Annotated in this window: 24 protein-coding genes; 16 read left to right on the top strand and 8 right to left on the bottom strand. The window is 53.0% G+C overall.

Going from position 1 to position 24,039, the window contains the following annotated elements; translation table 11 throughout:
• Window positions 1–244: 244 nt before the first annotated feature.
• The 3 genes from H7U12_RS11230 (at window position 245) to H7U12_RS11240 (ending at window position 3,864) form a co-directional block, all read left to right on the top strand.
• Window positions 245–2,773, top strand: coding sequence for a cellulase N-terminal Ig-like domain-containing protein (locus H7U12_RS11230; protein WP_206683916.1), 2,529 nt, complete (start codon window positions 245–247; stop codon window positions 2,771–2,773).
• Window positions 2,774–3,104: 331 nt separating this feature from the next.
• Entirely contained in the window at window positions 3,105–3,497 is a 393-nt protein-coding gene (locus H7U12_RS11235; protein WP_186637577.1) for a DUF1801 domain-containing protein, read from the top strand.
• A 1-nt stretch (window position 3,498) separates the two neighbouring features.
• Window positions 3,499–3,864, top strand: a complete 366-nt coding sequence (locus tag H7U12_RS11240) for a DUF2200 domain-containing protein (RefSeq protein ID WP_186637594.1) — start codon at window positions 3,499–3,501, stop codon at window positions 3,862–3,864.
• Window positions 3,865–4,185: 321 nt separating this feature from the next.
• Here H7U12_RS11240 and H7U12_RS11245 read toward each other — a convergent pair whose 3' ends face one another.
• Window positions 4,186–6,027 carry a glycoside hydrolase family 10 protein gene (locus H7U12_RS11245; protein ID WP_186637606.1) on the bottom strand — a complete coding sequence of 614 codons (1,842 nt, stop codon included), beginning with the start codon at window positions 6,025–6,027 and terminating at the stop codon, window positions 4,186–4,188.
• Window positions 6,028–6,275: 248 nt separating this feature from the next.
• Here H7U12_RS11245 and H7U12_RS11250 point away from each other — a divergent pair, with 248 nt between their 5' ends.
• The 6 genes from H7U12_RS11250 (at window position 6,276) to H7U12_RS11275 (ending at window position 11,920) form a co-directional block, all read left to right on the top strand.
• The gene (locus H7U12_RS11250) at window positions 6,276–7,106 is read left to right on the top strand and encodes an ion transporter (RefSeq protein WP_186637609.1); all 831 of its coding nucleotides are present in this window, start codon (window positions 6,276–6,278) and stop codon (window positions 7,104–7,106) included.
• A gap of 76 nt (window positions 7,107–7,182) precedes the next feature.
• Window positions 7,183–7,530 (top strand): MmcQ/YjbR family DNA-binding protein, encoded by a 348-nt coding sequence (locus H7U12_RS11255; RefSeq protein ID WP_186637611.1) that lies wholly within the window; start codon window positions 7,183–7,185, stop codon window positions 7,528–7,530.
• Between the two features lie 481 nt (window positions 7,531–8,011).
• Window positions 8,012–8,170 (top strand): hypothetical protein, encoded by a 159-nt coding sequence (locus H7U12_RS11260; protein ID WP_186637706.1) that lies wholly within the window; start codon window positions 8,012–8,014, stop codon window positions 8,168–8,170.
• A 287-nt stretch (window positions 8,171–8,457) separates the two neighbouring features.
• On the top strand, window positions 8,458–9,543 hold the full coding sequence (locus H7U12_RS11265; RefSeq protein ID WP_186637613.1) for a 3-oxoacyl-ACP synthase III family protein: 1,086 nt from the start codon (window positions 8,458–8,460) through the stop codon (window positions 9,541–9,543).
• 63 nt (window positions 9,544–9,606) lie between these two features.
• The gene (locus tag H7U12_RS11270; RefSeq protein WP_186637615.1) at window positions 9,607–10,743 is read left to right on the top strand and encodes an FAD-dependent monooxygenase; all 1,137 of its coding nucleotides are present in this window, start codon (window positions 9,607–9,609) and stop codon (window positions 10,741–10,743) included.
• A gap of 301 nt (window positions 10,744–11,044) precedes the next feature.
• Entirely contained in the window at window positions 11,045–11,920 is an 876-nt protein-coding gene (locus H7U12_RS11275; protein WP_186637617.1) for a DUF3822 family protein, read from the top strand.
• Window positions 11,921–12,087: 167 nt separating this feature from the next.
• Here the strand turns inward: H7U12_RS11275 and H7U12_RS11280 are convergent, their stop codons facing one another.
• The 3 genes from H7U12_RS11280 to H7U12_RS11290 form a co-directional block, all read right to left on the bottom strand.
• Window positions 12,088–12,639: a cytochrome c oxidase subunit 3 gene (locus H7U12_RS11280; protein WP_186637619.1), complete on the bottom strand. Its 552-nt coding sequence runs from the start codon at window positions 12,637–12,639 to the stop codon at window positions 12,088–12,090.
• Window positions 12,640–12,925: 286 nt separating this feature from the next.
• On the bottom strand, window positions 12,926–13,279 hold the full coding sequence (locus H7U12_RS11285) for a hypothetical protein (RefSeq protein WP_186637622.1): 354 nt from the start codon (window positions 13,277–13,279) through the stop codon (window positions 12,926–12,928).
• A 3-nt stretch (window positions 13,280–13,282) separates the two neighbouring features.
• A complete protein-coding gene (locus tag H7U12_RS11290; RefSeq protein ID WP_186637625.1) occupies window positions 13,283–13,489 on the bottom strand; it encodes a hypothetical protein in 207 nt (68 codons plus the stop codon).
• A gap of 153 nt (window positions 13,490–13,642) precedes the next feature.
• Between H7U12_RS11290 and H7U12_RS11295 the strand changes: the two genes are divergently transcribed.
• Together H7U12_RS11295 and H7U12_RS11300 are read left to right on the top strand one after the other, a co-directional pair.
• Entirely contained in the window at window positions 13,643–14,386 is a 744-nt protein-coding gene (locus H7U12_RS11295) for a TapB family protein (protein WP_186637628.1), read from the top strand.
• A 66-nt stretch (window positions 14,387–14,452) separates the two neighbouring features.
• Window positions 14,453–14,950, top strand: coding sequence for a DUF4920 domain-containing protein (locus tag H7U12_RS11300; protein ID WP_186637631.1), 498 nt, complete (start codon window positions 14,453–14,455; stop codon window positions 14,948–14,950).
• Window positions 14,951–15,071: 121 nt separating this feature from the next.
• Here H7U12_RS11300 and H7U12_RS11305 read toward each other — a convergent pair whose 3' ends face one another.
• Window positions 15,072–15,494: a hypothetical protein gene (locus tag H7U12_RS11305; protein WP_186637634.1), complete on the bottom strand. Its 423-nt coding sequence runs from the start codon at window positions 15,492–15,494 to the stop codon at window positions 15,072–15,074.
• Window positions 15,495–15,542: 48 nt separating this feature from the next.
• On the bottom strand, window positions 15,543–16,355 hold the full coding sequence (locus H7U12_RS11310) for an alpha/beta fold hydrolase (protein WP_241749313.1): 813 nt from the start codon (window positions 16,353–16,355) through the stop codon (window positions 15,543–15,545).
• A 345-nt stretch (window positions 16,356–16,700) separates the two neighbouring features.
• Between H7U12_RS11310 and H7U12_RS11315 the strand changes: the two genes are divergently transcribed.
• A complete protein-coding gene (locus H7U12_RS11315; protein WP_186637637.1) occupies window positions 16,701–17,417 on the top strand; it encodes a 3-ketoacyl-ACP reductase in 717 nt (238 codons plus the stop codon).
• Between the two features lie 118 nt (window positions 17,418–17,535).
• On the top strand, window positions 17,536–17,829 hold the full coding sequence (locus tag H7U12_RS11320) for a hypothetical protein (protein ID WP_186637639.1): 294 nt from the start codon (window positions 17,536–17,538) through the stop codon (window positions 17,827–17,829).
• On the opposite strand, the gene H7U12_RS11325 is transcribed toward H7U12_RS11320, so the two are convergent.
• Both H7U12_RS11325 and H7U12_RS11330 read right to left on the bottom strand, forming a co-directional pair.
• Complete coding sequence (locus tag H7U12_RS11325; protein ID WP_186637650.1) at window positions 17,826–18,971, bottom strand: DEAD/DEAH box helicase; 1,146 nt, start codon at window positions 18,969–18,971, stop codon at window positions 17,826–17,828. The two genes, H7U12_RS11320 and H7U12_RS11325, sit on opposite strands and share 4 nt — an antisense overlap.
• A 58-nt stretch (window positions 18,972–19,029) precedes the next feature.
• Entirely contained in the window at window positions 19,030–19,560 is a 531-nt protein-coding gene (locus H7U12_RS11330) for a gluconokinase (RefSeq protein ID WP_186637653.1), read from the bottom strand.
• Window positions 19,561–19,752: 192 nt separating this feature from the next.
• Here H7U12_RS11330 and H7U12_RS22660 point away from each other — a divergent pair, with 192 nt between their 5' ends.
• The 3 genes from H7U12_RS22660 to ligA all read left to right on the top strand — a co-directional run bounded on the left by H7U12_RS22660 (window position 19,753) and on the right by ligA (window position 23,972).
• Window positions 19,753–21,024: a hypothetical protein gene (locus tag H7U12_RS22660; protein ID WP_241749315.1), complete on the top strand. Its 1,272-nt coding sequence runs from the start codon at window positions 19,753–19,755 to the stop codon at window positions 21,022–21,024.
• Window positions 21,025–21,094: 70 nt separating this feature from the next.
• Window positions 21,095–21,463, top strand: coding sequence for an endonuclease domain-containing protein (locus H7U12_RS11340; RefSeq protein WP_186637656.1), 369 nt, complete (start codon window positions 21,095–21,097; stop codon window positions 21,461–21,463).
• Window positions 21,464–21,920: 457 nt separating this feature from the next.
• Entirely contained in the window at window positions 21,921–23,972 is a 2,052-nt protein-coding gene (ligA, locus tag H7U12_RS11345; protein WP_186637659.1) for an NAD-dependent DNA ligase LigA, read from the top strand.
• Window positions 23,973–24,039 lie beyond the last annotated feature (67 nt).

The raw sequence follows: 24,039 nt of genomic DNA on the forward strand, positions 1-24,039 counted from the left end.
ATTTTCTTCTCAGTTTTATATTGGAATGATTGTTCCGCAAACGTAAATTATTTGGAACGACCATTCCAAATAAATTTTTCAAAGTGGAATAAGAAATGAAAATTCCTCACCAACACCGCTAGGGAGAAGCCCGGATAATAAGGTAGCTTTTTACAATTTCTATATTATTTCAGTAGGGTTTATGGCTGTTTGTTCTATCTTTATAGAATTGCAATCGGTTTCATTAAGGATTTTAATAATACACATGAAGAGACGAATACTTTTGCCAGTAGCAGCCCTCCTACTGGGCTCCTTCCATTATGTCACAGGTCAGGACCTGAAACTCAATGATCGGGAGTACTTTGAAACGCAAGGCGCCAATGTGCTGGTGTACAGCAACCTGTTTACCGGCGGTTTCAACGATGAGAAAAACGCCGGTATTGAACTCATTCACCACGGCGTGAGAACCGCCCAAGGCGGCGCGGTGCGGCTCTCCAACACGCCGGAGCAGTGGGATCTGGTGCCTGACATCCTCAACCGAAAAATAGACCGGGCCGCGAAAACCATTGAGGCGACCTTACGCTACAAAGAGTACAATTTCGATTCACGGGTAGTGGTGACGGCCAAGGGCAAAGGCGTGGAGATTTCCGTTTACCTGGACAAACCCGTTCCCAAGGAGCTGGAGGGAAGCGCCGGCTTCAATCTGGAGTTTCTGCCCTCGCAGTATTGGGCGAAGAATTATCTAGTGGATGGTCGTCCCAATCTCTTCCCCCGCTATGTGGTGGGCAACACCGTGACCAAACCCAACAGCCAGAAACCGAAGCAATACAAAGGATACGTCACTTCCGATGACCGGGGGACCGGCAAATTCATTGATCCCCTTCCACTGGAAACCGGCCGTACCTTCCTTTTCGCCCCTGACTCCCCGGAACGGATGGTGAAAATCACCTCTCCAGATGCTGACCTCATGCTTTTTGACGGCCGGATGCTGGCCCAGAACGGCTGGTTTGTGATGCGCAGTCTGCTTCCCGCCGGGAAAACCGGCAAAGTCTTGACCTGGACCGTGGAGCCAAACGCCATCAAAGGCTGGGTAAGAGACCCCAACATCGGTTTCTCCCAGGTAGGCTATCTCCCGGCGCAACCCAAAGTATCCGTCATTGAACTAGACAAGAAAGACAAGCCCGCCAAAAGCGCCTCCATCTTCAGAGTAGGCGATGACGGCAAGGCCACCAAGGTATTCACCGGCAAAATTGCCCCCTGGGGCGACTACTTCAAGTACTACTACGTGAAGTTCGATTTTTCCGCGGTGAAGACGCCCGGCATCTACTACATTCAGTACGGAGACACCAAGACCAACAATTTCCTGATTGGCGAGCAAGTGTACAGCAAGATCACCGATGCCACCAGCGACATCTGGATCCCCATCCACATGAATCACATGTTCGTGAACGAGGCGTACCGCGTGTGGCACGGCGAGCCGTTCAAGGAAGGCTACCGCCAGGCTCCGCCCAACACCGATCACTTCGACCTTCACGCCCAAGGCCCCACCACCGATACCAAGTACAAACCCCTGGAAGTGATTCCTGGCCTGAACGTAGGCGGTTTCTTTGATGCCGGAGATTTTGACATCGAGACCGGATCCAATATCAGCGTGGTGCAGAACTTCGTTAAAACCTGGGAAAGCTTCAAACCCCAGCGCGACCAGACGTTTATTGACCAGCAGCAGCGCTACGTAGACCTGCACCGCCCCGATGGCAAACCAGACGTGTTGCAGTTCATTGAGCATGGCACCCTGAACCTGGTAGCGCAGGCAGAGATCATCGGCCACATGGCGCAGACCCTCTCCAACTCCGTGCTGGACAATTACCACCACCTGGGGGATGCCGCTTCCCTCACCGACGGCCTTCCTTACAACTCCAAGCTTGGTCCTTATGAAGTCGCCAAGGACGGCCGGTCCAGCGGCGTGAAGGATGATCTGTGGGCCTTTACCAGCCGCGAGCCCGAGCTCGACCTACGGGCCGCCACCATGTTTGCCGCCGCCAGCCGGGCCCTGAAAGGCTACAACGATGACCTTTCCGCCAGAGCCTTGACCCAGTCCAAAAGACTCCTGAAAGAGGCCACCTCCTTACTCGCTAATCAGAAGCAGGATACATCTGGCCGGGGGAACGCCGCCAACATGGCCACCAACCTTCAGCTGTACATCGCCACCAGCGAGAAACAGTATCTGGACAGATTCCAGGAGCTGTTATGGCCTGCCTTGGAGCGGAACGTGAGCGGCAACCTGTTAACGGCCCTGGATGCGATCCCGCACCTGGACGCTTCCTACAAAGAAAAGCTGCGACCTTACGTGGTGAAGTACAAAGAATACATTGCGGGCCTTGAAAAGAACAATCCTTACGGCGTGCCCATTGGCCTTACCAACTGGGCCGGTAGCGGAGACGTGATGAATTTTGGTACCACCGTTTGCTTTGCCAGCAAATACTTCCCGGAGATCATTGAGGGGCAGCACGCCTTCAAAGCCACTAACTATCTGTTTGGCGCCCATCCGTACCACAACTATTCCCTGGTGGCCACCGTGGGCGCCACTCGTCCCAAAGCTGTCTTCTACGGGAATAACCGGGCCGATTTCTCCTTCATCCCAGGCAACGTGGCCCCCGGTATCCTGTTCAGAAAACCCGACCACTTTGAGAACTACGACGACTGGCCGTTTCTGTGGGGGCAGAACGAAGGAACCATTGGCGGGAACACCGCTTACCTGATCTTTGGGTCAGCGTTTAAGAATTTAATCAAGTAAAAAGCAGTATTGAGCCGGTTTTGAATCAGTAATTGATTTGAATCTGCTTCACCTTAGCGCAAGTTAAAAGTCCACTCATATGAGGCTTTTAACTTGCACTATTTTTTTGAGGGGTGCAATAAGTTGAATTTATTATCTTGTTGAAAACAAAATACCTAAACTTCCGGCAAACCAAATAGCCACATTGCGGCATGAAGATAAGCTCTAATTTTATGCAGATGGATTAGCTTGCGTTTAGAGGCTGTATTTCAAAATAAGCCTCTAAACGCGAAAACCTCTTCTACTTCATTCAGTTATCTATTATCTTGTGCTAACACGAAAGAAGACCACGATGAAAGAGGAAATTCTTGCTTATCACCAACGTCAGTCAGCGGCCGATCAGCAAATCTGCAATCGGCTGGCTTCCACCATTGAAGCGGAGCTCCCCGAAGCGGAAAGCAAAATCTGGCACGCCCACCCGGTCTGGTTCCTTGATGGTAACCCCACGGTGGGGTATAGCAAACTGAAGAGCGACATCCGGCTCATGTTCTGGAGCGGGGCCGATTTCGGGGAGGAGAAATTGAAAGCCGGTTCGGGCAAGTTCAAGGATGCCTCCGTGAGCTACACCTCGGCAGAACAGGTAGACTTGGCTGAGGTGAAGCGCTGGCTGAAGAAGTCACGGGAGATCCAGTGGGATTACAAGAATCTGGTGAAGAGAAAAGGCCAACTGGAAAGATTGAAATAGCATGAACACCTCTCCTGAGCACGATGCCCGGATGGCAAGCATGACGTTCGCGTCCGTCTATCCGCATTACGTTACCAAAGTGGAGCGCAAAGGCCGCACCAAAACGGAGTTGCACCAAGTCATCCAGTGGCTGACGGGCTATGATGACGTAAAACTGCAAGAGCTGGTGGACAGCAAAGTGACGTTTGAAACCTTCTTCCGGGAGGCCAACCTCCACCCCAACGCCCACCTGATTACCGGAACCATCTGCGGCTACAAAATTGAAGACATCGAAAACACCTTAACCAAACAAGTCCGGTACTTAGACAAACTGGTAGACGAACTGGCGAAAGGCAAAAAGCTGGAGAAGATTCTCCGGCAGGCGTAAAAGCACGAGCTTGGCAGAACAGAATGGTTATTCAGATACAGCTCAACAGATTTCTCTCTCCTGCTTTACAGCAGTTCTTCTAGTGCAAACCTAGCGTGTTTCTTCATGTTAATTGAGCTGCATTTCCAAAACCAACGAAAATCAGGAGCATCCAAGGCAAAGCTGAAACTTGCGCCGGAACTGATTATCCAAACAGAAGCTTTCCTCCAAAGAAGTAGCGGAAACGAGCTCTAGAAAATCGATTTCAGCAGTTATTGCCTATTTTTGAAAGCTCCTGTTTTCAGCCTATTTTTCTTAAAACAGCCGCTAAACGCTTATAGATTATTTAAACTCTACCTTCTGCACGCTACGCTTGTCGCCGTACTCCAGCACCAGCATGTAGGTTCCGGGGGCTAGTTTTCCTCTTTGGATGGTCAAGGTGTGGCTGCCGGCTTTGTACTTCTCTTTCAGCACGCGGGTTTTCTTTTTCCGGTCCATGGTGTAGAGATCGGCTTTTACACCAGACTTTTTGGTCAGGTTGATGGCCACGTAGACGTTGCCGGAGGTGGCAGAAGTGGGGGCCTCGGTTGATGGAAGGTTGGTTGGAATCTCTCCTCTGCTTTGGTTACCCAGCTGCTCTACGGTCAGAATTGGTTTTTCCTGCTGCGCCAGCACCGGCAGAGCATTGCCTAACACCACCACGTTACTTAATTCGCTTTCCTGGTTGGCGTGGTTAATTTCAGAAACGGCCCAGAAAGAAGTGGGCGAAGGAACATCGGCGGCGGCAATGGTAGCGGTTTCCGCCGAGGTAAATGCCCGAACCGATCCATCGGGAATGAGCGCGCCGGTAGCGGGCATGGTAGTGGTGGCGTACACCAGATACCGTTTGAAGGCCTGCGTATTTTCCGGGTTGCGGGTCCAGCGCACCTGGTAGGTACCAGTGGCTTCGTTCAGGGTCACGGTGACATCCAAGGGGGCAGCCGGGGCTTTGCCGGACATCCAGGGCATCACGGGCGGCGCGGCCGGCAGCCGGAACGTGGCAGCTTGGAGCGAGGTAGCAATGAAGTTGTGATTGTTGACCAGATTGGCCGCCCGGAACAGCACGCTGCCCAACGCGTTTTTCTCCTGATTGGAACGGGAGATCTCAATCTGGTGGGGTACCTCCTCGCTGGTGAAGCCGTTCTGCACCACAATGTGGCCCGGGTACAGGTGCCGTGCCGCCGCCGCTGCTTTGTCTGACCACCAGTACAGGAGCTTACGGTAATCTTGTCGGCCGCCAATGGCCCAGTACAGCTGCGGCGTCAGGTAATCAACGTATTTATTGTCCAGCCAGTGCAGGGCATCGGCGTAGATAGCATTATAGGCGTCCATCCCCGAGATACCGGCCGGTTGCCCGTTTTTCCAGATACCAAACGGACTCACCCCAAACCGCACCTGCGGCTTCAGGTTCTTGATCTGGGTATGCACCAGGCGCATGGTTTCGTTCACATTGTTCCGGCGCCAGTCTTTGATGTTGGCAAAACCCGCGCCGTGCTGCTGAAACGTCTGGGCGTCTTCCTGCCCAATGCCGGTGAACGTCCCTTCGGGGTACGGGTAGAAATAATCATCAAAATGGATGCCGTCAATGGCGTAGTTCTGGGTCACTTCCCAGATGATGTTGGCAATGTACTGGCGCACTTCGGGCAAGCCCGGGTTCAGGATTTTTTTGCCGTTGGAAAAACTCAGCAGCCACTCGGGCTTGGACTTGGACACGTGCTGGGCATTGTACACCGCCGGATTAGAGACGGTACCCACCCGGTAAGGATTCATCCAGGCGTGCAGTTCCAGGCCGCGGGCGTGGGCTTCTTCAATGGCAAAAGCCAAGGGATCATAGCCGGGGTCTTTGCCCTGGGTGCCGGTCAGGAACCTTGACCACGGTTCATAGCTTGAGCGGTAAAAAGCATCGCACTCCGTCCTGATCTGGAAGAACACCACATTCAGGTTGGCTTCCTTGATTTTGTCAAACATCTGGCGCAGGGCCGCTTTCTGGCTTTCCGGCGAGGCGCCCTGTTTGGGCCAGTCCAGGTTAGCCACGGTGGCTACCCACACGCCCCTGAACTCGCGGTTGGGCAATTCCTGGGCAGATACCGTCTGGAAAGAAAGAAGAAAGGCAAGGGCAAGCAGGTGACAAAAATGCTTCAGCATAAGCGGTGTAAAGGGTTGGCGCAGGGCTTGGGTTCTGGAAAAAGGTCTACAAAGGTAAGGATAAGGCAGTTAAATACCGGGGTCCGGGTAAATTTACCGGAGCCTTCCCCTACCGGTGATCGCGTTTTGGGCGTAGTTTTCGTAAACGGCAAAGAAAACAGGGAGGGATTCACCGCAACTGTGCGGCTTTTTACTTTTCTTGTGCCTGCTTACTTTCATTTGTTGCCAGATCACTTCGCTTCTACTTCATGGGAAATGCCGCGCTGAGGAAAAAGATTTACGTTATTATCCATGGCACCGACACGCCCGCCGGTCGCCGGTTTGACGTTGTGCTGCTCTGGATGATTCTGCTCTCCACCCTCACCGTCTGCCTGGAAAGTGTCCCCACGTATCGGCGGGAGTTAAGCCTGTTCTTCCGGGTGTTGGAGTGGATCTTCACCGTCGCCTTCACGTTGGAGTACATCCTGCGGGTGTACAGCAACCCCAGGCCGCTGAAGTACGTGTTCAGCTTCTTCGGGATCATCGATTTCCTTTCGGTGATTCCCACCTTTCTGGCGTTCTTCATTCCCAGTTTCCGCTACATCATGGCCATCCGGATTCTGCGTTTACTGCGCGTTTTCCGGATTCTCAAGCTCACCAGCTACATTGAGAACGCCCAGATCATCAAGAGCGCCCTCATGGCCAGCATGCAGAAGATCACGGTTTTCATCATGACGGTTATTAGCTTGGTGCTGGTCATCGGGACGTTGATTTACGTGGTGGAAGGCGAGGAAAATGGCTTCACCAGCATTCCGCAGAGCATCTACTGGGCCATTGTCACCATCACCACCGTGGGCTACGGCGACATCACCCCGAAGACTGCCGTAGGCCAGGTGATTTCCTCGCTGGTGATGCTCATGGGTTACGCCATCATTGCCGTGCCCACCGGCATTGTCACCGTAGAACTGTCTAAGGTGAAAGTAGCCGCCCCCGATGTAGACGCTGGCCCCACCAAGGTCTGCGGGAACTGCGCCCGGGAAGCACGCCCCACCGATAATTACTGCTCCAACTGCGGGCACCAGTTGGTGAACCTGAAGTAAACCGCCGTTTTCACCTCTTTTCCCAAAATAGCTTCAAAACGAGTTACCTTTAAAGGTAGAAACCGAACCGACCGCCATGCACTTAGAAAGTTTACGGGAGCTTTGCCTCTCATTTCCGGCCGTTACCGAAGACGTTAAATGGGAGCATGACCTTTGTTTCTCGGTGGGCGGCAAGATGTTCTGCGTGGCCAGCCTGGAGCCGCCGCTCACCTTTTCCCTGAAAGTAACCGAAGAGGAATTTGAGGAGCTAATCGCGTTGCCGGGCATCGTTCCGGCTCCTTACCTAGCCCGGTACAAATGGATTTTCCTGGAGAACCCGCTGGCTCTTCCGCTGGAAAGAACGGAACAGTTGGTGAAACAGTCTTACCAACTCATTTCAGGCAAACTTTCCAAAAAGGAGCGTAAAACCGCTGGCCTGCTGTAAGCGAACTTCGCCCAGAAACCTAAACACCAGTTCTGATCGCCTTGCTGACGCTCCCCTCGCCGCACGGCAATTTACCATCAGCTTTTAGGCGCGGTTTAGCGATAGCTTTCTAGCATTCTACAGCGCCAGCCCACGTTTCAGGCCTTCTTTTCCAAAAACAGCCTTGAAACACCACCAGCTTGTTCAGCTAAAAATTTCCATTTAAAACGACACTTATTTGGAATGTCTCTAAACTGGTAGTTAGTTTGTATGTCTTTAGAAGAAGGAATCGTGCCTGCTTTGTTAGTCGTCCAGGTTGGCGACATGCGGCCTCCTCCTCCTGCGTTTTTGAAATAGATCAACCGGCTACACCAGCTTCATCCTTTTAGAGCGGCAACTTGTTAGTGGCCCCTCTTTATAAACCGGCTCCTCCCCTTCAAACTCGGCCCTGCTGTTTTTAAGCCGATTTTTGAAATTCTGCCCTAAAACCTATTTCTTCGGAATGGCTTTATCGTACACCCACTTACCCCGATGCAAGATGATGTCTAACTGGAAAAAGTATCTAAAGCGGATTGGCGTTGCCGGTTTCCTGTTTTTCCTGATCAAAGGCCTGGTCTGGATTTTTATCTTTTTGGGTGGGGCCAAGCTTCTCTTTGATTAAGATTTCCGCTCAGGTTTTCCTGAAAGCGAAGTCGATTTCCATCGCTTTCCGCTTCTATTTTTCTCGCCTGTTTAAGGGCTGTTTTCCAAAAATCGGCGGTAAAACGGTTATGCGGCGATGCGGTTCCCCTCACCCGCGCTTAGCCATCCTGAATATAAATCTGTACCTTGCCGGCACGGTTTAGATCAAATGAAACGATTTAGTATCTTGGAAAAAGCTTACTGTTGAACAGGAGAAAGCCGCTCGTTTCAGCCATCAGAATACCTTATTTATCCACCAGACACTTTATGTCAGCACATACCCTTTCCACGGTTATTACTGGTTCCGGAAGATATATTCCGTCCCAAGTAGTTTCGAATGACGATTTCCTGCAGCACGTTTTTTATGACGTTTCCGGAAAACAGCTGCCAAACGACAACCAGGTCATCATCCAGAAATTCAAGCAGATCACCGGGATTCAGGAGAGAAGGTACGCCACGCAGGACATGGTCGCTTCAGACATGGGATTTCTGGCCGCCCAGGAAGCCATCAAGAACGCCGGCATTGACCCCGAGACCCTGGACTACATCATTGTGGCGCACAATTTCGGTGATGTCAAAGCCGTGCACCGCCGCGTGGACATGATGCCTCCTTTGGCGTCGCGCATCAAGCACAAACTGCAGATCGCCAACCCCTACACCGTGGCCTATGATCTGCCCTTCGGCTGCCCGGGTTGGTTGCAGGGCATGATCCAGGCGCATTATTATCTGCAGTCCGGCGATGCCAAACGCATTCTGGTCATCGGCACCGAGACTTTGTCCCGCGTGGTGGATGCCCATGACCGCGACAGCATGATTTATTCTGACGGCGCGGGGGCTGTGGTGCTGGAAGCCAGATCTCTGGAAGACAAGTTTGGGGTGTTGCAGCACCTGACCGTTTCAGACACCTTAACCCAGACGTTCTGGCTGCACTCCTCCCCTTCCTACAACCCGGCGGTACCGCAGGAAGATCTTTTCATCAAGATGGATGGGCGCAAGATTTATGAATATGCCCTGAAAACGGTGCCGCAACTCATCAAAGACTGCCTGGACAAAGCCCAGCTGCCGCTGAGTGCCATCAAGAAAGTACTCATTCACCAGGCCAACGAGAAGATGGACGAAGCCATGCTGGAGCGTCTGTTCAAGCTCTATGGAGAGGAGAATATCCCGGCGGATATCATGCCCATGACCATCTCCACGCTGGGAAACAACTCGGTGGCTACGCTGCCGGTCCTCTATGATATGGTGGCGCGCGGAGAACTGGCCGGCCATGCCCTCAACAGCGGCGATGCCGTGGTGTTTGCCTCAGTGGGTGCCGGAATGAACGCCAACGTGGTCGTCTACCGGATTCCCTAAGCAGAGAAGAACCGGGCACAATTTAGGGTCCTTTGACGTTCACCAGAAGGAGAGAAAACGGACATGAACCTAGGAATCATTGGCGGTGGCATTGCCGGTTTAACCACGGCTATCGCTTTACAGAAAATAGGCATTAACGCGCAGGTGTTTGACGCCGCGCCGCGGTTTGAACCGGTGGGCGCCGGGCTGGCATTGGCCGCCAACGCCATAAAAGGGTTTCAGCGGCTGGGCATAGCGGACGAAGTGATGGCGCAAGGCAATTGCCTGGACGGCTTCCACATCTTTGACGAGCACGGCCGCCTCATCAACCGCACCGACAGCCGTTCCATCAGCGCCAAATACGGCTTAGACAACTTCGTGATTCACCGGGCCGCGCTGCACCAGGTGTTGGTCAGGCAACTGCCAGCCCCTGCCCTGCACGCCAACAAGCGAGCCGTGGGCCTCAGCTCTTCCTCCACCGGCGTTACGGTACAGTTTCAAGACGGCTCTTCCGCGACCATTGATCATCTGTTGGTGGCCGATGGCCTTCATTCCGCCATCCGGAAACAGTTGGTGCCGCAATCCCTTCCCCGTTACGCTGGGTACACCTGTTGGCGCGCCATCATTGAAAACCCCGGCCTGGAAAGCCTCTACGCCTCCGAGACCTGGGGCAAAGCGGGCCGCGTGGGCTGGACTCCGCTGAAAGGAAACAAAATTTACTGGTTCACCTGCATCAATGCGCCGGAGCATGACCCGGTCATGCAAGCCATGCGGGTGGAAGATCTGCAACGGCATTTCAGCCATTACCACGCTCCTATCCCAGACCTGTTCCGCCACACCAAACAAGAGCAACTGCTCTGGCACGACCTCTATGACCTGGCGCCGCTCTCCTCCTTCGCATTCTCCAATGTGCTGCTGCTAGGCGATGCCGGACACGCCACTACCCCCAACATGGGCCAGGGCGCTTGCCAGGCTGTGGAAGATGCCGTTGTGTTCGCCGATGAACTGCGAAAGGACTTCGATTTCAACCAAGCCGCCCAACGTTTCGAGAAACGACGCGTTCCCCGTACCCAGTGGATCACGCGCCAATCACGGTTCCTGGGGGAAGTAGCCCAGTCGCAGAACCCTCTTTACATGAAAGCCCGGAATTTCGCCCTGCGCCACCTCCCCGCCTGGATCAATGACAAGCAGCTGGAGAAAATCTATTCCGTTGACTTTTGAGGAAGGAATGAATTTTCTGCTTGCGAACCGTCTCTTGCGTTTTGAGGCCGTTTTAACAAAAAAGGCCTCAAAACAGAAAACAACAGGTCCAGTGTAAGCGAGTTAAAGGGATTGCGCGGTTCTGCTCCTGTGGCTGGACAACTGTTATGAATTGAGGCAAATCACTCTGGGCTTTGCTCACCGGCATTTCCGCTTTGCGGATCTAATCCGCACCAATCTGCCCGGGCGGCATGGGGAGTAGGCATAAATTGAGTAATATTGTAGTTCGATTCTCACTAGACCTCCAAATTTAACTACGTCCGTGCCGGCTTTCAAACAGACACAACGCGTCCATGACGACGCTTTTGACCCTAGCGATAGTGCCAGCGCCCACCTTTACATCAGTTTTGGAGCCCACCGCATCAGAATGGGGGTTTTGGATGCCCAGCGGAATAAGTTTGTCGCCCTGGAAGATTATGAGGTCGAAAGGCCTTCCACGGTAGAAAACGCGATTAGTTTCCTGCAAACCCAGAGCGTCTCCAATCCTTTGCTGCAGGAAAGAAAGTGGCAGCAGGTCCGCATCGGGGTCAAAAACCAGCAGTTCACGCTCATTCCCGAGGCGCTCTTTGACCTGAATGCCCGGGAAGAATACCTCCGGCTCAACGCCGTGGTAGAACCGGAGCACGAAATGGTACACCACCACGAGCATCCGCGCCTAGAACTCATCAATGTCTTTACGCTCCCGGCCGCCCTGCACGAGTGGTCTGTTCCGCAGTTTAAGAACAGCCCGGTGGAGTTTGTGCACCAGACTTCGGCGCTGATGGAAGGGATGCTGCACATGGCCGAGCGGAGCGCGCGTCCCCACCTGTTCATCTACGTAGACAAGAATTACGTCACTTTGGTGGTGCTGCAAGGGCTGAAACTGGAGTTCTGTAATTCCTTCTTTTTCACTTCGTCTGAGGACTTCATTTACTACGTGCTGTTTGTGCTGCAGGAAAAGAAGATGAACCCCGACCAGGATGCGGTGACCGTGTGGGGAGAACTTCTCCTGGATTCTGAACTGCATGAAATCCTCCGGACGTACATCCGGCACGTGCAGTTCGGGAAGAAACCCACCGGCGTGGGCTTCAGCTACCGCTTTGATGCGCTCTTCAACCACCGCAACTTCGACCTCTACAGCCTCCATTTCTGCGACTAATTGTTTCGTGAAAGTTTGGAGAAGAAAAAAGCTGAGAAGCTGTAGCGTGATTTCTGAAGAAGTCGTTTTGATCCTATTTTAACAAAAGAGCCCGCTAAACAGTGTTTAACGGGCTCTTTCTTTTGCATACAATCTATTCATCAATCCTTCACTTTATCTCTCAACACTTATAGCGCGAACAGGAAGATGAAGTAGAGCGCGATCCAGACTACGTCCAGGAATTGCCAGTAGCTGCGGAGCATCTGGACTTGCATGAGGCGGTAAGGATCTCGGATGAAAATGAGGGAACGGATGGGGTCACCGGCGGCGCGGTTCACTTTCACGTACAGGTAAGAGGCAAAAGCCAGTCCGCCGGCAATGTGCAGCAGGTGGAGCGCGGATAGCAGGTACAGGAAGGTGCCGGCGGGGTGCCCGTCAAAGAACACTCTGGCCGAGGCCATCTCGTACCAGGCCACAATCTGCGCCACCGCAAAGAGAACGCCCAGCAACAAAGACCACATCAATCCTTTCTTCATGCTGGTCAGGTCATCCTGGGCATAATATCCGGGTACCTGCTGCATGTAAAAGCCGCTCACCAGAATCAGGATGGTGCTCACGGAGAAAAGCTTGGGCAGACTGAAAGAGGAAGGGGTTACGGCATCTCCTGTTCTGAAGAGGAACATGGCCGTCAGCATAAAAAACAGCATCGCCATCCCGGCCATGCTCACGTACAGCAACATCTTTAAGGGGGGGACCTTCTCTATTTTTTCAAAGCTGGACATTTTCCCAGCCCCTATTTTATTTTGATTCTCAGATTTCATGATGCAGAATATTCATTGGCCCAACATGCGTTACCGGTCTGATTCAACTAAGTGGTTTTCTCTTATGTACTACCTTGAAAATCAGTAGAATGTTTACAGCTTTCCTCATATTTGATGCTCTTTTCTACAAGAACGTTGCTTCTACCTATTTTTATATTAAATAATCCAGTTTGGGGCCTCCTACTGGATATTTCTGGGATCTGTTCTAGCTCTTTTTAAACCAGGACCCCACCTGCCCAAACACCGCGTTAGCCGTAATGCGGGGAGAGCTTCCAGTGCCAAACTCAACGTAGGTTTTGTTGTTTACGCGCACATCCAGCACCAAACCGGCCTTGACCAGATCCTGGTTCAGATCTTTCGCTTTTTCGAGTTTGGCCGCTATTCCCCCGCTGCTCTTGCCCGAGGGAGACGGCGGCAGAATGTTGTCCAACACGCGCTCCATGGCGGCATGGTCTCTGAAGTTCACAATCACGTAATTCTGTTCTGCCACCACCAACACCTGGTCCTGCAACACAGTCAGCACCAGTTTACCCGATATCTCAAACGGAAACTTGCCCATGGTTCAGGATTGGTTTGCGCCGGTATATTTAGTTTTGAGCGAGAGCTGGCCGGTGATTTTCCATTGGCCGGTCTGCCCCTGGGGGCCGGGCCCCTGCACCGTGAGGTCCTGGAAATCCAGGGTCAGGTTGGTTTGGTCAGCTTGCAGTTTCTCCAGGAGAAGGGCCGCTAGATCAGACAGCTTTTGAACAGGTTGAGAAGAGTTTTCCATAGTGATAAGTGTAGGTGTCAGAAAAAGAAATACGCTGGTAGTAACGCTCCGTTTCCTTTTTGATTATAATTTAAAAAGTACAATATATCCCGGAGGGAGGCTACTACGTATATACAAGCACTTTACTTCCAAAGAATGGAGGTAACTTCCTATATGATAAAAAAATACTTCTATGCACTGGGGGTGGTGGTCCTGTTGGCTTCTGGCGTGGTGCCCCGTGCTACGTATGCCCAAAACTGCCAGCATCCTTTGGGTTTAGCTAAAAACACCGAGTTTGTCTTTCAGGTAACGGACAAGGGCCGCAACAAGGGCACGCTCAACAACAAAGTGGTCCAGCAAAGCATTGACAAAGACGGCATGTACGTGACCACGTTCAAAAGCGCCCGCCGCAGTGAAAAAAACCGCCCCGAAACTTCTGACGAATACCACATCAGGTGCTCCGGCGACACCCTCTATCTTGATGCGATGCTTCTGCTGAGAGAGCAGGCCCTGAAAGCGTTTGAAGGGAAAGATTTTGACTACGCTCCCGTTGATATTGCCTACCCGCAGCAGATGCAGGTTGGCCAGAAACTACCCGACGGAAAACTTGGCGTAAAAGTCCGCTCCTCTACCGTAAATATAACCGAAATTTCCATGGTGGCAACTGACCGGAAAGTGGAAGCCCTGGAAAAAGTAACTACCCCGGCCGGCACCTTTGACGCCTACAAAATCACCTACAACTACGTGGTGGAACTGGACGCCATGGGCATGGCCCTCCGCGATGTCTTCAAGGTGGAGGAGTATTTCTCGCTGGAACACGGCCTCATCAAAGCCCAGTTCATGAACAAACGGGGCAAAAAAGCCAAAGGCCTGGAACTCATCTCCAAACGCGACCCCTCGCAGGCCCTCAAGAAATAACGATGGGGGCTTTTTGTGCTTTCACAAAGTTCAGTAGCTTTAACGCCAGAAACGCCCCTCACCACCATGAAAAAGCTTCTGTTTCCGGCCGCTTTGGCTTTCTCTGTACTTTTAGGCAACTGTGCCCAGAACAGTGAGAAACCCAAAGCAACCGCCAGCCTTCCTCCTGCCAAGGTCAAAATCTACGGCGATACCCTAGAGGCCAAAGGAGCCATAGATGCCGCCGAACTGCCCAAGCTCCTGGTCAACCAGGATTCCGCCCAGGCGAAGGTCGCCACCAAAGTACTGGAAGTGTGCCAGGCCAAAGGCTGCTGGATGGAAGTAGACGTCAAGGGCCAGAACCCCATGCGGGTGACCTTCAAGAACTACGGGTTCTTCATGCCCAAAGACATAGTGGGCAAAGAAGTGGTCTTTGAAGGAGTGGCGCTGAAAGATACCGTGAGCGTGGCAGACCAACGCCACTTTGCCGAAGATGCCGTTAAGAGCAAAGAGGAAATTGCCGCCATCACCGCTCCCAAACCTTCCATCACGTTCATCGCCACGGGCGTTCAGGTCAAAGAATAGACGTCAGAAAATTGTTTTACATCAAAGCCGTTTTAGGTGCCTTTTCTGAAAAGTAGACCTAAAACGGCTTTCGCATTTATTGATTATACCTGTGGTTGCGGAGGAAAGAAGAGGAAGATTCTCAGGCTAATTGCTGCTGAAGCCACTGCTCGGCCTGGCTCTGTTCTTCGAAGGATTTTAAAATCAACTGGTCTTTCAGCTGCTTACTGAACTGGTCAAACGAGCGCTGCCCAAAAATACCCGGCGATAAGACATGCGCGAAGTAGCGCAGACCCAGGGCATTTGCGGCGGGTGCCCAGCGGTGCGCCAGGTAACTGACCGCCATATCCCAGGGCCCAATGAGTTCGCGGTTGCTGTTCAGTAAACCCCGGCACGGTCGCTCCCGCAGCAAAGCCAAGATGTGGTTGCTTCCCATGACCATGGTTTCCAAAGACTGAATGCCTATCCAGTTCACGAACAGGTAATCGTTATGCGCCAGTCGGCGGGCCTCAAAGTACACATCGCCGTTTGCCTTCTTAAGTTCTTTGGTATCCATTGAATGCATAACGGTATATTCGCTTAACTGGGCTTGATCGCGGCTATCAGGTAGAGGCTAGTGCATCAGAAATTCCTTAATGGCCGCAATGGTTTCTTCGGGGGCGCTGAGGTTGGGGCAGTGACCGGTGGCGTTCAGGAGTTTAAAGGTGCTGCCGGGCAGTTGCTGGTGCATGTACTCGCCTACCGCCTGGGGGGCGATCACGTCATCCGTACACTGCAGAATAAGGGTTTCTGCCCGGACATTGCCGAGATCGGCGCGGTTATCAGAAAGGAAGGTGATGCGGGCGAAGTCCTTGGCCACTTCCACATCGCTGCGGCAAAAGCTCTGGGCCAGTTCCTGGACTAACTCCGGTTTCTGTGGATTGCCCATAATGACGGGCGCAATGGCCTGGCTCCAGTTCAGGTAATCGCTGTCCAGCGTATTCAGTAAATCCTCAATGCCTTCCTGGGTGAAGCCGCCGATGTATCCGTCCTCATCAATGTAGCGCGGCGAGGGGCCGATGAGCACCAACTTTGAAAAACGGTCCGGGTCCAGAATGGACGCCAGCAACCCGATCATGGCGCTCACCGAATGACCCACGAAGATCACCTCCTCCAGCTCTAGTTCCTCGCAAATCTCCAGGATGTCTACCGCGTACGATTGCAGGGAAGCGTACCGTTCCTGGGTGTACACCGAGGTATCTGCCTTCCCGAAGCCCACGTGATCAAACAAAATAATCTTGTATTCTTCCTCAAAAGCCGGGGTGATATAGCGCCACATGTTCTGGTCGCAGCCGTATCCGTGGGCAAATAACATGGGTTTTACGCCCTTGCCTTTGATTTGTACATTGTTTCTGATGATCGGGTTCATGCGGAGGGGGTGAAGCATGCTATTGGAAATGTCCAGCACTTGTGGAGAATGGACAAGATACAAACCAATACAATAGAGTCCAGTTTTTGAGGCACTTTTCTGAAAATAGGCTTAAAACAGGAAAGCGTAAGAATTTTCTAAACCGTAAGCAGTAGCCAGGTGGGCGCGCTTTCCGGCAGCTTTCCACCTTGAGCTTTAGAAATGGACATCATTCAAGCATTTCTCCGCCGGAAAGAAACAGAACCAGGGGAAAGATTGCCCGTTAAACCCTTAGGCAGGAGCTTCGTTTCCTGCGGGAAACCGGATGACCGATGGTGGGCAGAGACTGATCTGCTAGTTTTGAATCGTAATTTAGTACTTCGTATGGAATCTTTGAAAGGAAAAACGGCGCTGATTACGGGCGCCGGAAAAGGAATAGGTAAGGCTCTGGCCATTGCGCTGGCGCAGGAAGGCGTGAACATCGGCTTGCTGGCCCGCACCGAAAGTGATTTGCTGAAAGTAGCCGCCGAGATTGAGAAGCTGGGCGTGGAAACCTCCGTGGTAACCGCCGACGTGACCCAAATCCACAGCGTCAACCAGGCCGTGGAGCAGGTGCAGCAGGAGCTGGGGTTCATTGACATCCTGATCAATAATGCCGGCACCGCCGCCTTCGGGAAGTTCCTGGACCTGGAGCCCGAGCAGTGGGAACACATCATCCGGGTGAACCTGATGGGACCGTACTACGTGACCCGGGCCGTTTTACCCGCCATGATCTCCCAGAAAACCGGCGATATTGTGAACATTTCCTCTACCGCCGGGCAGCGGGGCTCCGCCGTCACCAGCGCGTACAGCGCCTCTAAATTCGGGTTGATTGGGTTATCTGAGTCGTTGATGCAAGAGGTCCGGAAGCACAACATCCGGGTATCTACCCTTACCCCCAGCACCGTGGCCACGGACCTGGCCATCGATCTCAAACTCACCGACGGCAACCCCGAGAAAGTGATGCAACCCGAGGACTTCGCCGAGCTGGTGGTTTCCCAACTGAAACTCAACCGCCGGGTATTCCTGAAGGAAGCGGGCCTGTGGTCCACCAATCCGTAAGCTTCTCCTTCGTTTTAGATACAAGAGCGTTTAGGGCCTGTTTCTTGAAAACTGGCCCTAAACGCTTTTTTAGTTATGTGTGTAGAACAGTTTCTGTTTAGACCTCTTCAGTTGCAACGTGTTTTACCAGATCGCGGGAAGAACCGAAGTTCGGCTTGTTGGTGAGAACACCAACAAGGGCGACGATGGCAACGAAGGCGAAGGGCTACGAGCGCGACGCAGAAAGACTAAACTTTTATCGACTAGCCTAAACCTTTATCGACTAATTTATCCAAAAGCGGAAATTACCATCGTTTGGTTTTTGGGTGAAATCACCATCAAAAGCAGAAATCGTTTCGGGCCTGTTTTATGGAAACAGGCCCGAAACGATTTCTCAGGTAAGCTCTTCTCCGGTTTTGAAGGGACTCGCTAAAATCCTTTCAGGTCGATGTCTTTGGTTTCCTGGGTGGGGATGACGCGTTTGGTTTGCTTCTGGATGATCTTGAAGTGGTGGGCATCGTCGGGGGTAACGAGCGTGATTGCCTCGCCGGTGGCCTCGGCGCGGCCGGTGCGGCCAATCCGGTGGATGTAATCTTTAGAGGAGCGCGGCAGGTCATAGTTGATCACCGTGGGCAAAGACTGCACATCAATGCCCCGCGAGGCGATATCCGTGGCCACCAGCACCGTCACTTTTCCTTTCTTGAACAAGGCCAGCGCCTCGGTACGCGCTCCCTGGCTTTTACCGCTGTGCAGCGCCACCGCCTTGATGCCGTTGTTGGCCAGTTTAGTGACCAGGTGATCGGCGCGCTGCGTGGCCGAGACAAATACCAATACCTGCTGCATCTGGTGGTGTTTGATGAGGTAGCGCAGGAAAGGGCCTTTGCGTTCGGTCTCCACCAGATACGCCAGTTCCGAGATCAGCGACGGAACGGTGCTTTCCTCTTCCTTGATTTCAACTACCATGGGCTCGTGCAGCAGCGTTTCCTGAATGGTGTTTACCTTGCTGTCCAGCGTGGCCGAGAACAGCAGATTCTGGCGTCTTTTCGGTAAAAGAGCCAAAATCTGGCGCATCTCCTCCTCAAAACCCAGGTTCAGCATCTTGTCGGCCTCGTCCAGCACCAGCGTTTCCACTTCAGATAAATGCACCGCCTTGGATTCCACCAGGTCCAGCAAACGGCCGGGGGTAGCTACCAGAATATCGGTGCCCTGCAACTTCATCATCTGCGGATTGATGGATACGCCCCCGAACACCGCCAGGGTCTTGATCTGGATGGGCATGTGCGCACTGAACGACAGGAACACCTCCCCTACCTGCAAGGCCAGTTCACGGGTGGGCACCAGCACCAGCGCTTTCACGTAGCGGTTCCGGAAGGCCCGGTTGGTTTGCAGTTTGTCCAGCAGCGGCAATGCGTACGCCGCCGTTTTCCCCGAGCCCGTCTGCGCGATGCCCAGCAAATCCCGCCCTCGTAACACCTCCGGAATAGCGGCTTGCTGGATGGGGGTTGGTTGGGGGAAATTCTGGGCGGCCACGGCTTTGAGGACCGCAGGCGATAAGCCTAGCTCTGAAAAAGACATACTGATTCTGCTGGTGAAACAACGTTGAAACGCCAAAGATACGCCTTTCCAGCGGGTTTTAGGTGAGACCGGTTCTTCCGCTAGTCTGGATGGATGAACCCTGGGCGGGATAGTGCTGAATAATCTCCTGCACCAGCTCCTCCGGGGTCTGGATGACGTTCAATTTCAAAGCATTGGCAGGCACCTCCAGCGTTTCCAGCTGAGAGGCCAGCAGGGCACCCGGCATGAAGTGACCAGTCCGGTTGCTTAAGCGGCTCCGCAGCAAGGCCTCATCGCCGTCCAGAAAAACGATTTTGAGCTCGTTTCCCAGATTCTGCTGTAAAACCAGGCGGTACTGCTCTTTCAAGGCCGAACACGCCATCACCACCTCCTGCCCCGCTGCTTCCGCTTGTTTAAGCAAGTGGTTCAGTTTGCGGAGCCATTCTGCCCGGTCTTCATCGGTGAGCGGAATGCCCTGGCTCATCTTCGCGATGCTGGGGGCCAGATGATGGTCGTCTGCGTCAATAAAATGCAGTTGGAGTTTCTGGGCCAACAACTTGCCCACCGTGCTCTTGCCGCTCCCTGACACGCCCATGATGATGTACGACATCGCTTTTCCTTTATTGGTTACTTTCTACATACGCGGGGCAGCCCAATGTGTTATTTCTACGGATGCCCACCCGGTAGAAAATCACATGTGCTGATTTAATAAAGGAGACAGGTAATCGCATGCTGTGCAAGAAACAAATCCCTTCTTCCTTATTAAATAGAAAGTTAGCTATATTTAATAAACCGATGTTCTATGCTTCTTTCTGCCACTCCCCCACCAACTGAAGTACTTGCCCCCTCCCCATGGAACCTTTGGAAGAAAACGCTCTTCCGGTTCTTTGCCCTCTACTTCACCTTTTATGTGTCTGCCACCCTCTTTCTCTCCTGGTGGAGACCCATTGTGGCTTTTCTAGCCGATCATGTGCTGAAATTCGAAAACCCGGTAGAATATCAACCAACCGGCAGCGGCGACACGCTTTTCCATTACATGCAGCTGCTGGGCGTTTTCCTACTGGCCTCGCTGGGAACCATCCTTTGGTCGATTCTAGACCGCCGGCCCAGAAACTATGACGCGTTGCTGTATTGGTTGCTGGTGCTGGTTCGGTATGCCTTGGGTACGGCCATGATCGGCTACGGCTTCGCGAAAATCTACAAGACTCAGTTTCCGTTCCCGTTTCCTCATTCCCTCTTTCAACCCCTGGTGGAAAGCACTCCCATGGGCCTGGTCTGGAAGTTTATGGGCTACTCTACGGGTTACAATTATTTCACCGGCTTTGCCGAGGCGCTGGGCGGCGTTCTCCTTTTCTCGCGGCGCACCAGCACGTTTGGCGCGTTGCTCTCGTTTGGCGTGATGGCCAACATTGTGGCGCTTAATTTCTTCTTTGATGTTCCCGTGAAGCTCTACTCGTCGCACTTGCTGCTGATGGCGGCCTTTGTCGCGGCTCCAGATCTACAACGGCTGTTTACCTTTTTCTTCCTGAATAAACCGGTACCCGCCGCTACGCCCGTTCCAACGTTACCGAAGAAGTGGATGAGACCCACCCGTTTCTGGCTCAAACTGGCGTTTCTCTGCTTCTTTGGCTACATGACGCTGGTGCAGGGGTATCAAAGAAGCCAATGGTACAAGAAGAGCATGAGCCAGTACGCTTTATACGGAGCCTATCAGGTAGACACGTTTGTGCTGAACGGAGACACCCTTCCGCCCCTCGCCACTGACACCACCCGCTGGAAACTGATGCTGGTAAACTCTGATGGCTTTATCTCTGCGAAACTGATGAATGACTCCACTCAGCGCCTATACGTGCACACCGACACTGTTCAAAAGTTCATCTCCTGGACTTCCTCCACCGGCGCGGCCCAAAGTTCCCGGCTCCGCTATCATCAACCCGATAGCACCCATCTTACCTTAACCGGCCGCCTCAGCCAGGACTCCGTGCAAATGCGCCTCCGGAAAATTGACCTCCAGAAATTGCCCCTGCTTAGCCGGGGCTTCCATTGGGTGAATGAATATCCGTATAACAGGTAGCAGGTACAGCTTAACGATGGGAACCATCGTCTTCCTTCTGCAAGTTCATCGAAGTAAATATTCCCGCAAGATGCCTTCTCACCTGCACAACATTCCTGCTTTAAAAGAAAACAGACGAAAGCTCAGAAGCAATCTGACGCCCGCCGAGGCTGCTTTATGGAAGATCTTGCAAAGGAGCCAACTGGACGGGAGAAAATTCAGAAGACAACACAGTGTGGGCCCCTACATCCTTGACTTCTATTGCCCTTCAGAAATGCTCGCCATCGAGTTAGACGGAGCGCACCATTTTACCGATGCCGGGACAGAAAATGACCAAGAGCGTACCAGCTTTCTGGAGAACCTGAACATCAAGGTACTCCGGTTTGAAAACAAGGAGGTCTTTGAACAAACTGAAGGAGTGCTGGAGGAGATTAGAAGAAACTTCAAGAAGCAGATGTAACCACCTACAGTTCCAGAAGTTAACCACCCTCACCTTGAAAGTTAACCAGCCTTAGCCCTAAGATTAACCACCCCCAGCCCCTCCTAAATTAGGAGGGGAGCTTTTTTCTAAGATCCGTAATTCAGGAGAAGTTCAGCTGCTGCATGTTTGAAAGTTGATAGGATACCATTGTTCTGATGGTGTTGAATACTGCTAACGCTTGTTTATATCCGTTTCTGCTCTATTTCCTGAAAACAGCCCCAAAACCCTTCTCTTCTCCATGAGCTAGTTTCCACTTCAGCCATCTAAATCAAGTAAAAAACGGTGCTAGCAGAAAGCTCCCCTCCTAATTTAGGAGGGGCTGGGGGTGGTTAACTGCGGTGAACTTCAGCACTGGGGCTAGTTAACTTCAACGCCTAACGGTACAGAGACAAGCTTCGTTTTTCTTACCTTTACCGGCAGTTTAACCCATTCGCCCATGCCTGAGCAGAACCCTGAAGCCCGCATTTTGGAGCTGACCCAACGCCTGAACTACCTCAACTATCAATACTACCAGAACAGCGTCTCAGAAGTAACTGATTATGAGTTCGACCAGATGCTGCAGGAGTTGCAGAAACTGGAAGAGCAGCACCCCGCTTTACGTTCAGACAACTCCCCCACTCAACGCGTGGGCGGCACCATCACCAAGAACTTCCCCACGGTGCGGCACAAATACCCCATGCTCTCGCTGGGGAACACCTACTCAGAGGACGAGGTGCGGGAGTTTGACAAGCGCGTGCGCAAAGTGACCGGTGACCACGTGGAATATGTCTGCGAACTCAAATTTGATGGCGTGGCCATGAGCCTCACCTATACCAATGGTGCTCTGACCGCAGGAGTAACCCGCGGCGACGGAACCCGCGGCGATGACATCACGCCCAACGTCCGCACCATCCGGACCATTCCGCTGCACCTGCACGGCGATGACGTACCGGCCGAGGTGGAAGTACGCGGCGAGGTGTTCATGCCCTTCACCGTCTTCGAGGAGCTGAACAAAGAGCGCGAGGAAATCGGCGAAGCCCTGATGGCCAACCCACGGAACGCCACCTCCGGCACCCTGAAGCTGCAAGACTCCAAAGAAGTGGCCCGCCGTCGCCTGAGCATGTTTGCCTATAGTTTACTGAGCACCCCAACCCTGTTTGAGAGCCACTCGCAGAGTCTGGAGGCGCTGCAGCGCTGGGGCCTGAACGTATCGCCTACCTGGAAGAAGTGCAGCACTATTGAAGAAGTGATGGACTTCATTCATGCATGGGAAACCAAGCGCTTTGAACTGCCTATCGCCACCGATGGTATTGTGGTGAAGGTGAACTCGTACGCGCAGCAGGAAGAACTGGGCTATACCGCTAAGAGTCCGCGCTGGGCCATGGCTTACAAGTACAAAGCCATGGAAGCCGTGACCGAACTACTGGGCATTGAATACAACGTGGGCCGCACGGGAGCCGTGACGCCGGTGGCGCTCATGAAACCCGTACTTTTGGCCGGCACCACGGTTAAACGCGCCTCGCTGCACAACGCCAACGAGATTGAACGCTTAGGGCTCATGCTCCACGACCAGGTGATGGTGGAGAAAGGCGGCGAAATCATCCCCAAGGTGACGGCCGTGAAAACCGAGCTTCGGCCCGAGAACGCCCAGCCGATTGTGTACCCTACCATTTGCCCCGCCTGCAACACGCCCCTCATCCGCACCGAGGGGGAGGCCAACCATTATTGCCCCAACGAGAAAGGCTGCCCGCCGCAGGTGAAAGGCAAGCTGGAGCACTTCATCAGCCGCAAAGCCATGAACATCCTGAGTCTGGGCGAAGGCAAGATTGAGCTGCTGGTGGAACAGGGTCTGGTGACCAGCCCCGATCACCTGTATGACCTCACCTATGACACGCTATTCGGGCTGAAGAAGACGTTTGTAAACGAGGAAACCGGCAAAAGCCGTATTGTCACGTTTCAGAAAACCACGGTAGAGAACATCCTGAAAGCGCTGGAGAAATCTAAGGAAGCGCCCTTTGACCGCGTGCTGTTTGCCCTGGGCATTCGGTTTGTGGGCAACACCGTGGCGCAGAAACTGGCCCAGCACTTCCGAAACATCGATGCCCTGCGCGCTGCCTCAGAGGAAGAACTGATTGCGGTACCGGAGATTGGGGGCCGCATCGCCGCCTCGGTGCGCGAGTACTTCCAGGACGTGGCCAACGTGCACGTGGTAGAACGCCTGCGTCAACACGGCCTGCAACTCGACCTGGGCGAAGTAGCCGTGGTAGAGCCGCAAAGCGATAAACTGGCGGGACTCACCTTCGTTGTTTCCGGGATTTTCTCGGGTTATTCCCGCGAAGAACTGCAGGATGCCATTGTGGCCAACGGGGGCAAAATTGTGAGCTCTATATCCAAAAAGCTGTCTTACCTGGTAGCCGGCGACAAAATGGGCCCGAGTAAACTGGAGAAAGCCACCACGCTGGGCGTGAAAATAGTCAGTGAGGAGGAATTCAACCAGATGATCGCTTAGATTAGACATAAGTAGGACCTCGGGACATTACGAGGTCTACTGAGCAAACACGTTAAAGAAGAACCGT

This window comes from Rufibacter sediminis (assembly GCF_014269285.1).
In the GTDB taxonomy this organism is placed as follows: Bacteria; Bacteroidota; Bacteroidia; order Cytophagales; family Hymenobacteraceae; genus Nibribacter; species Nibribacter sediminis.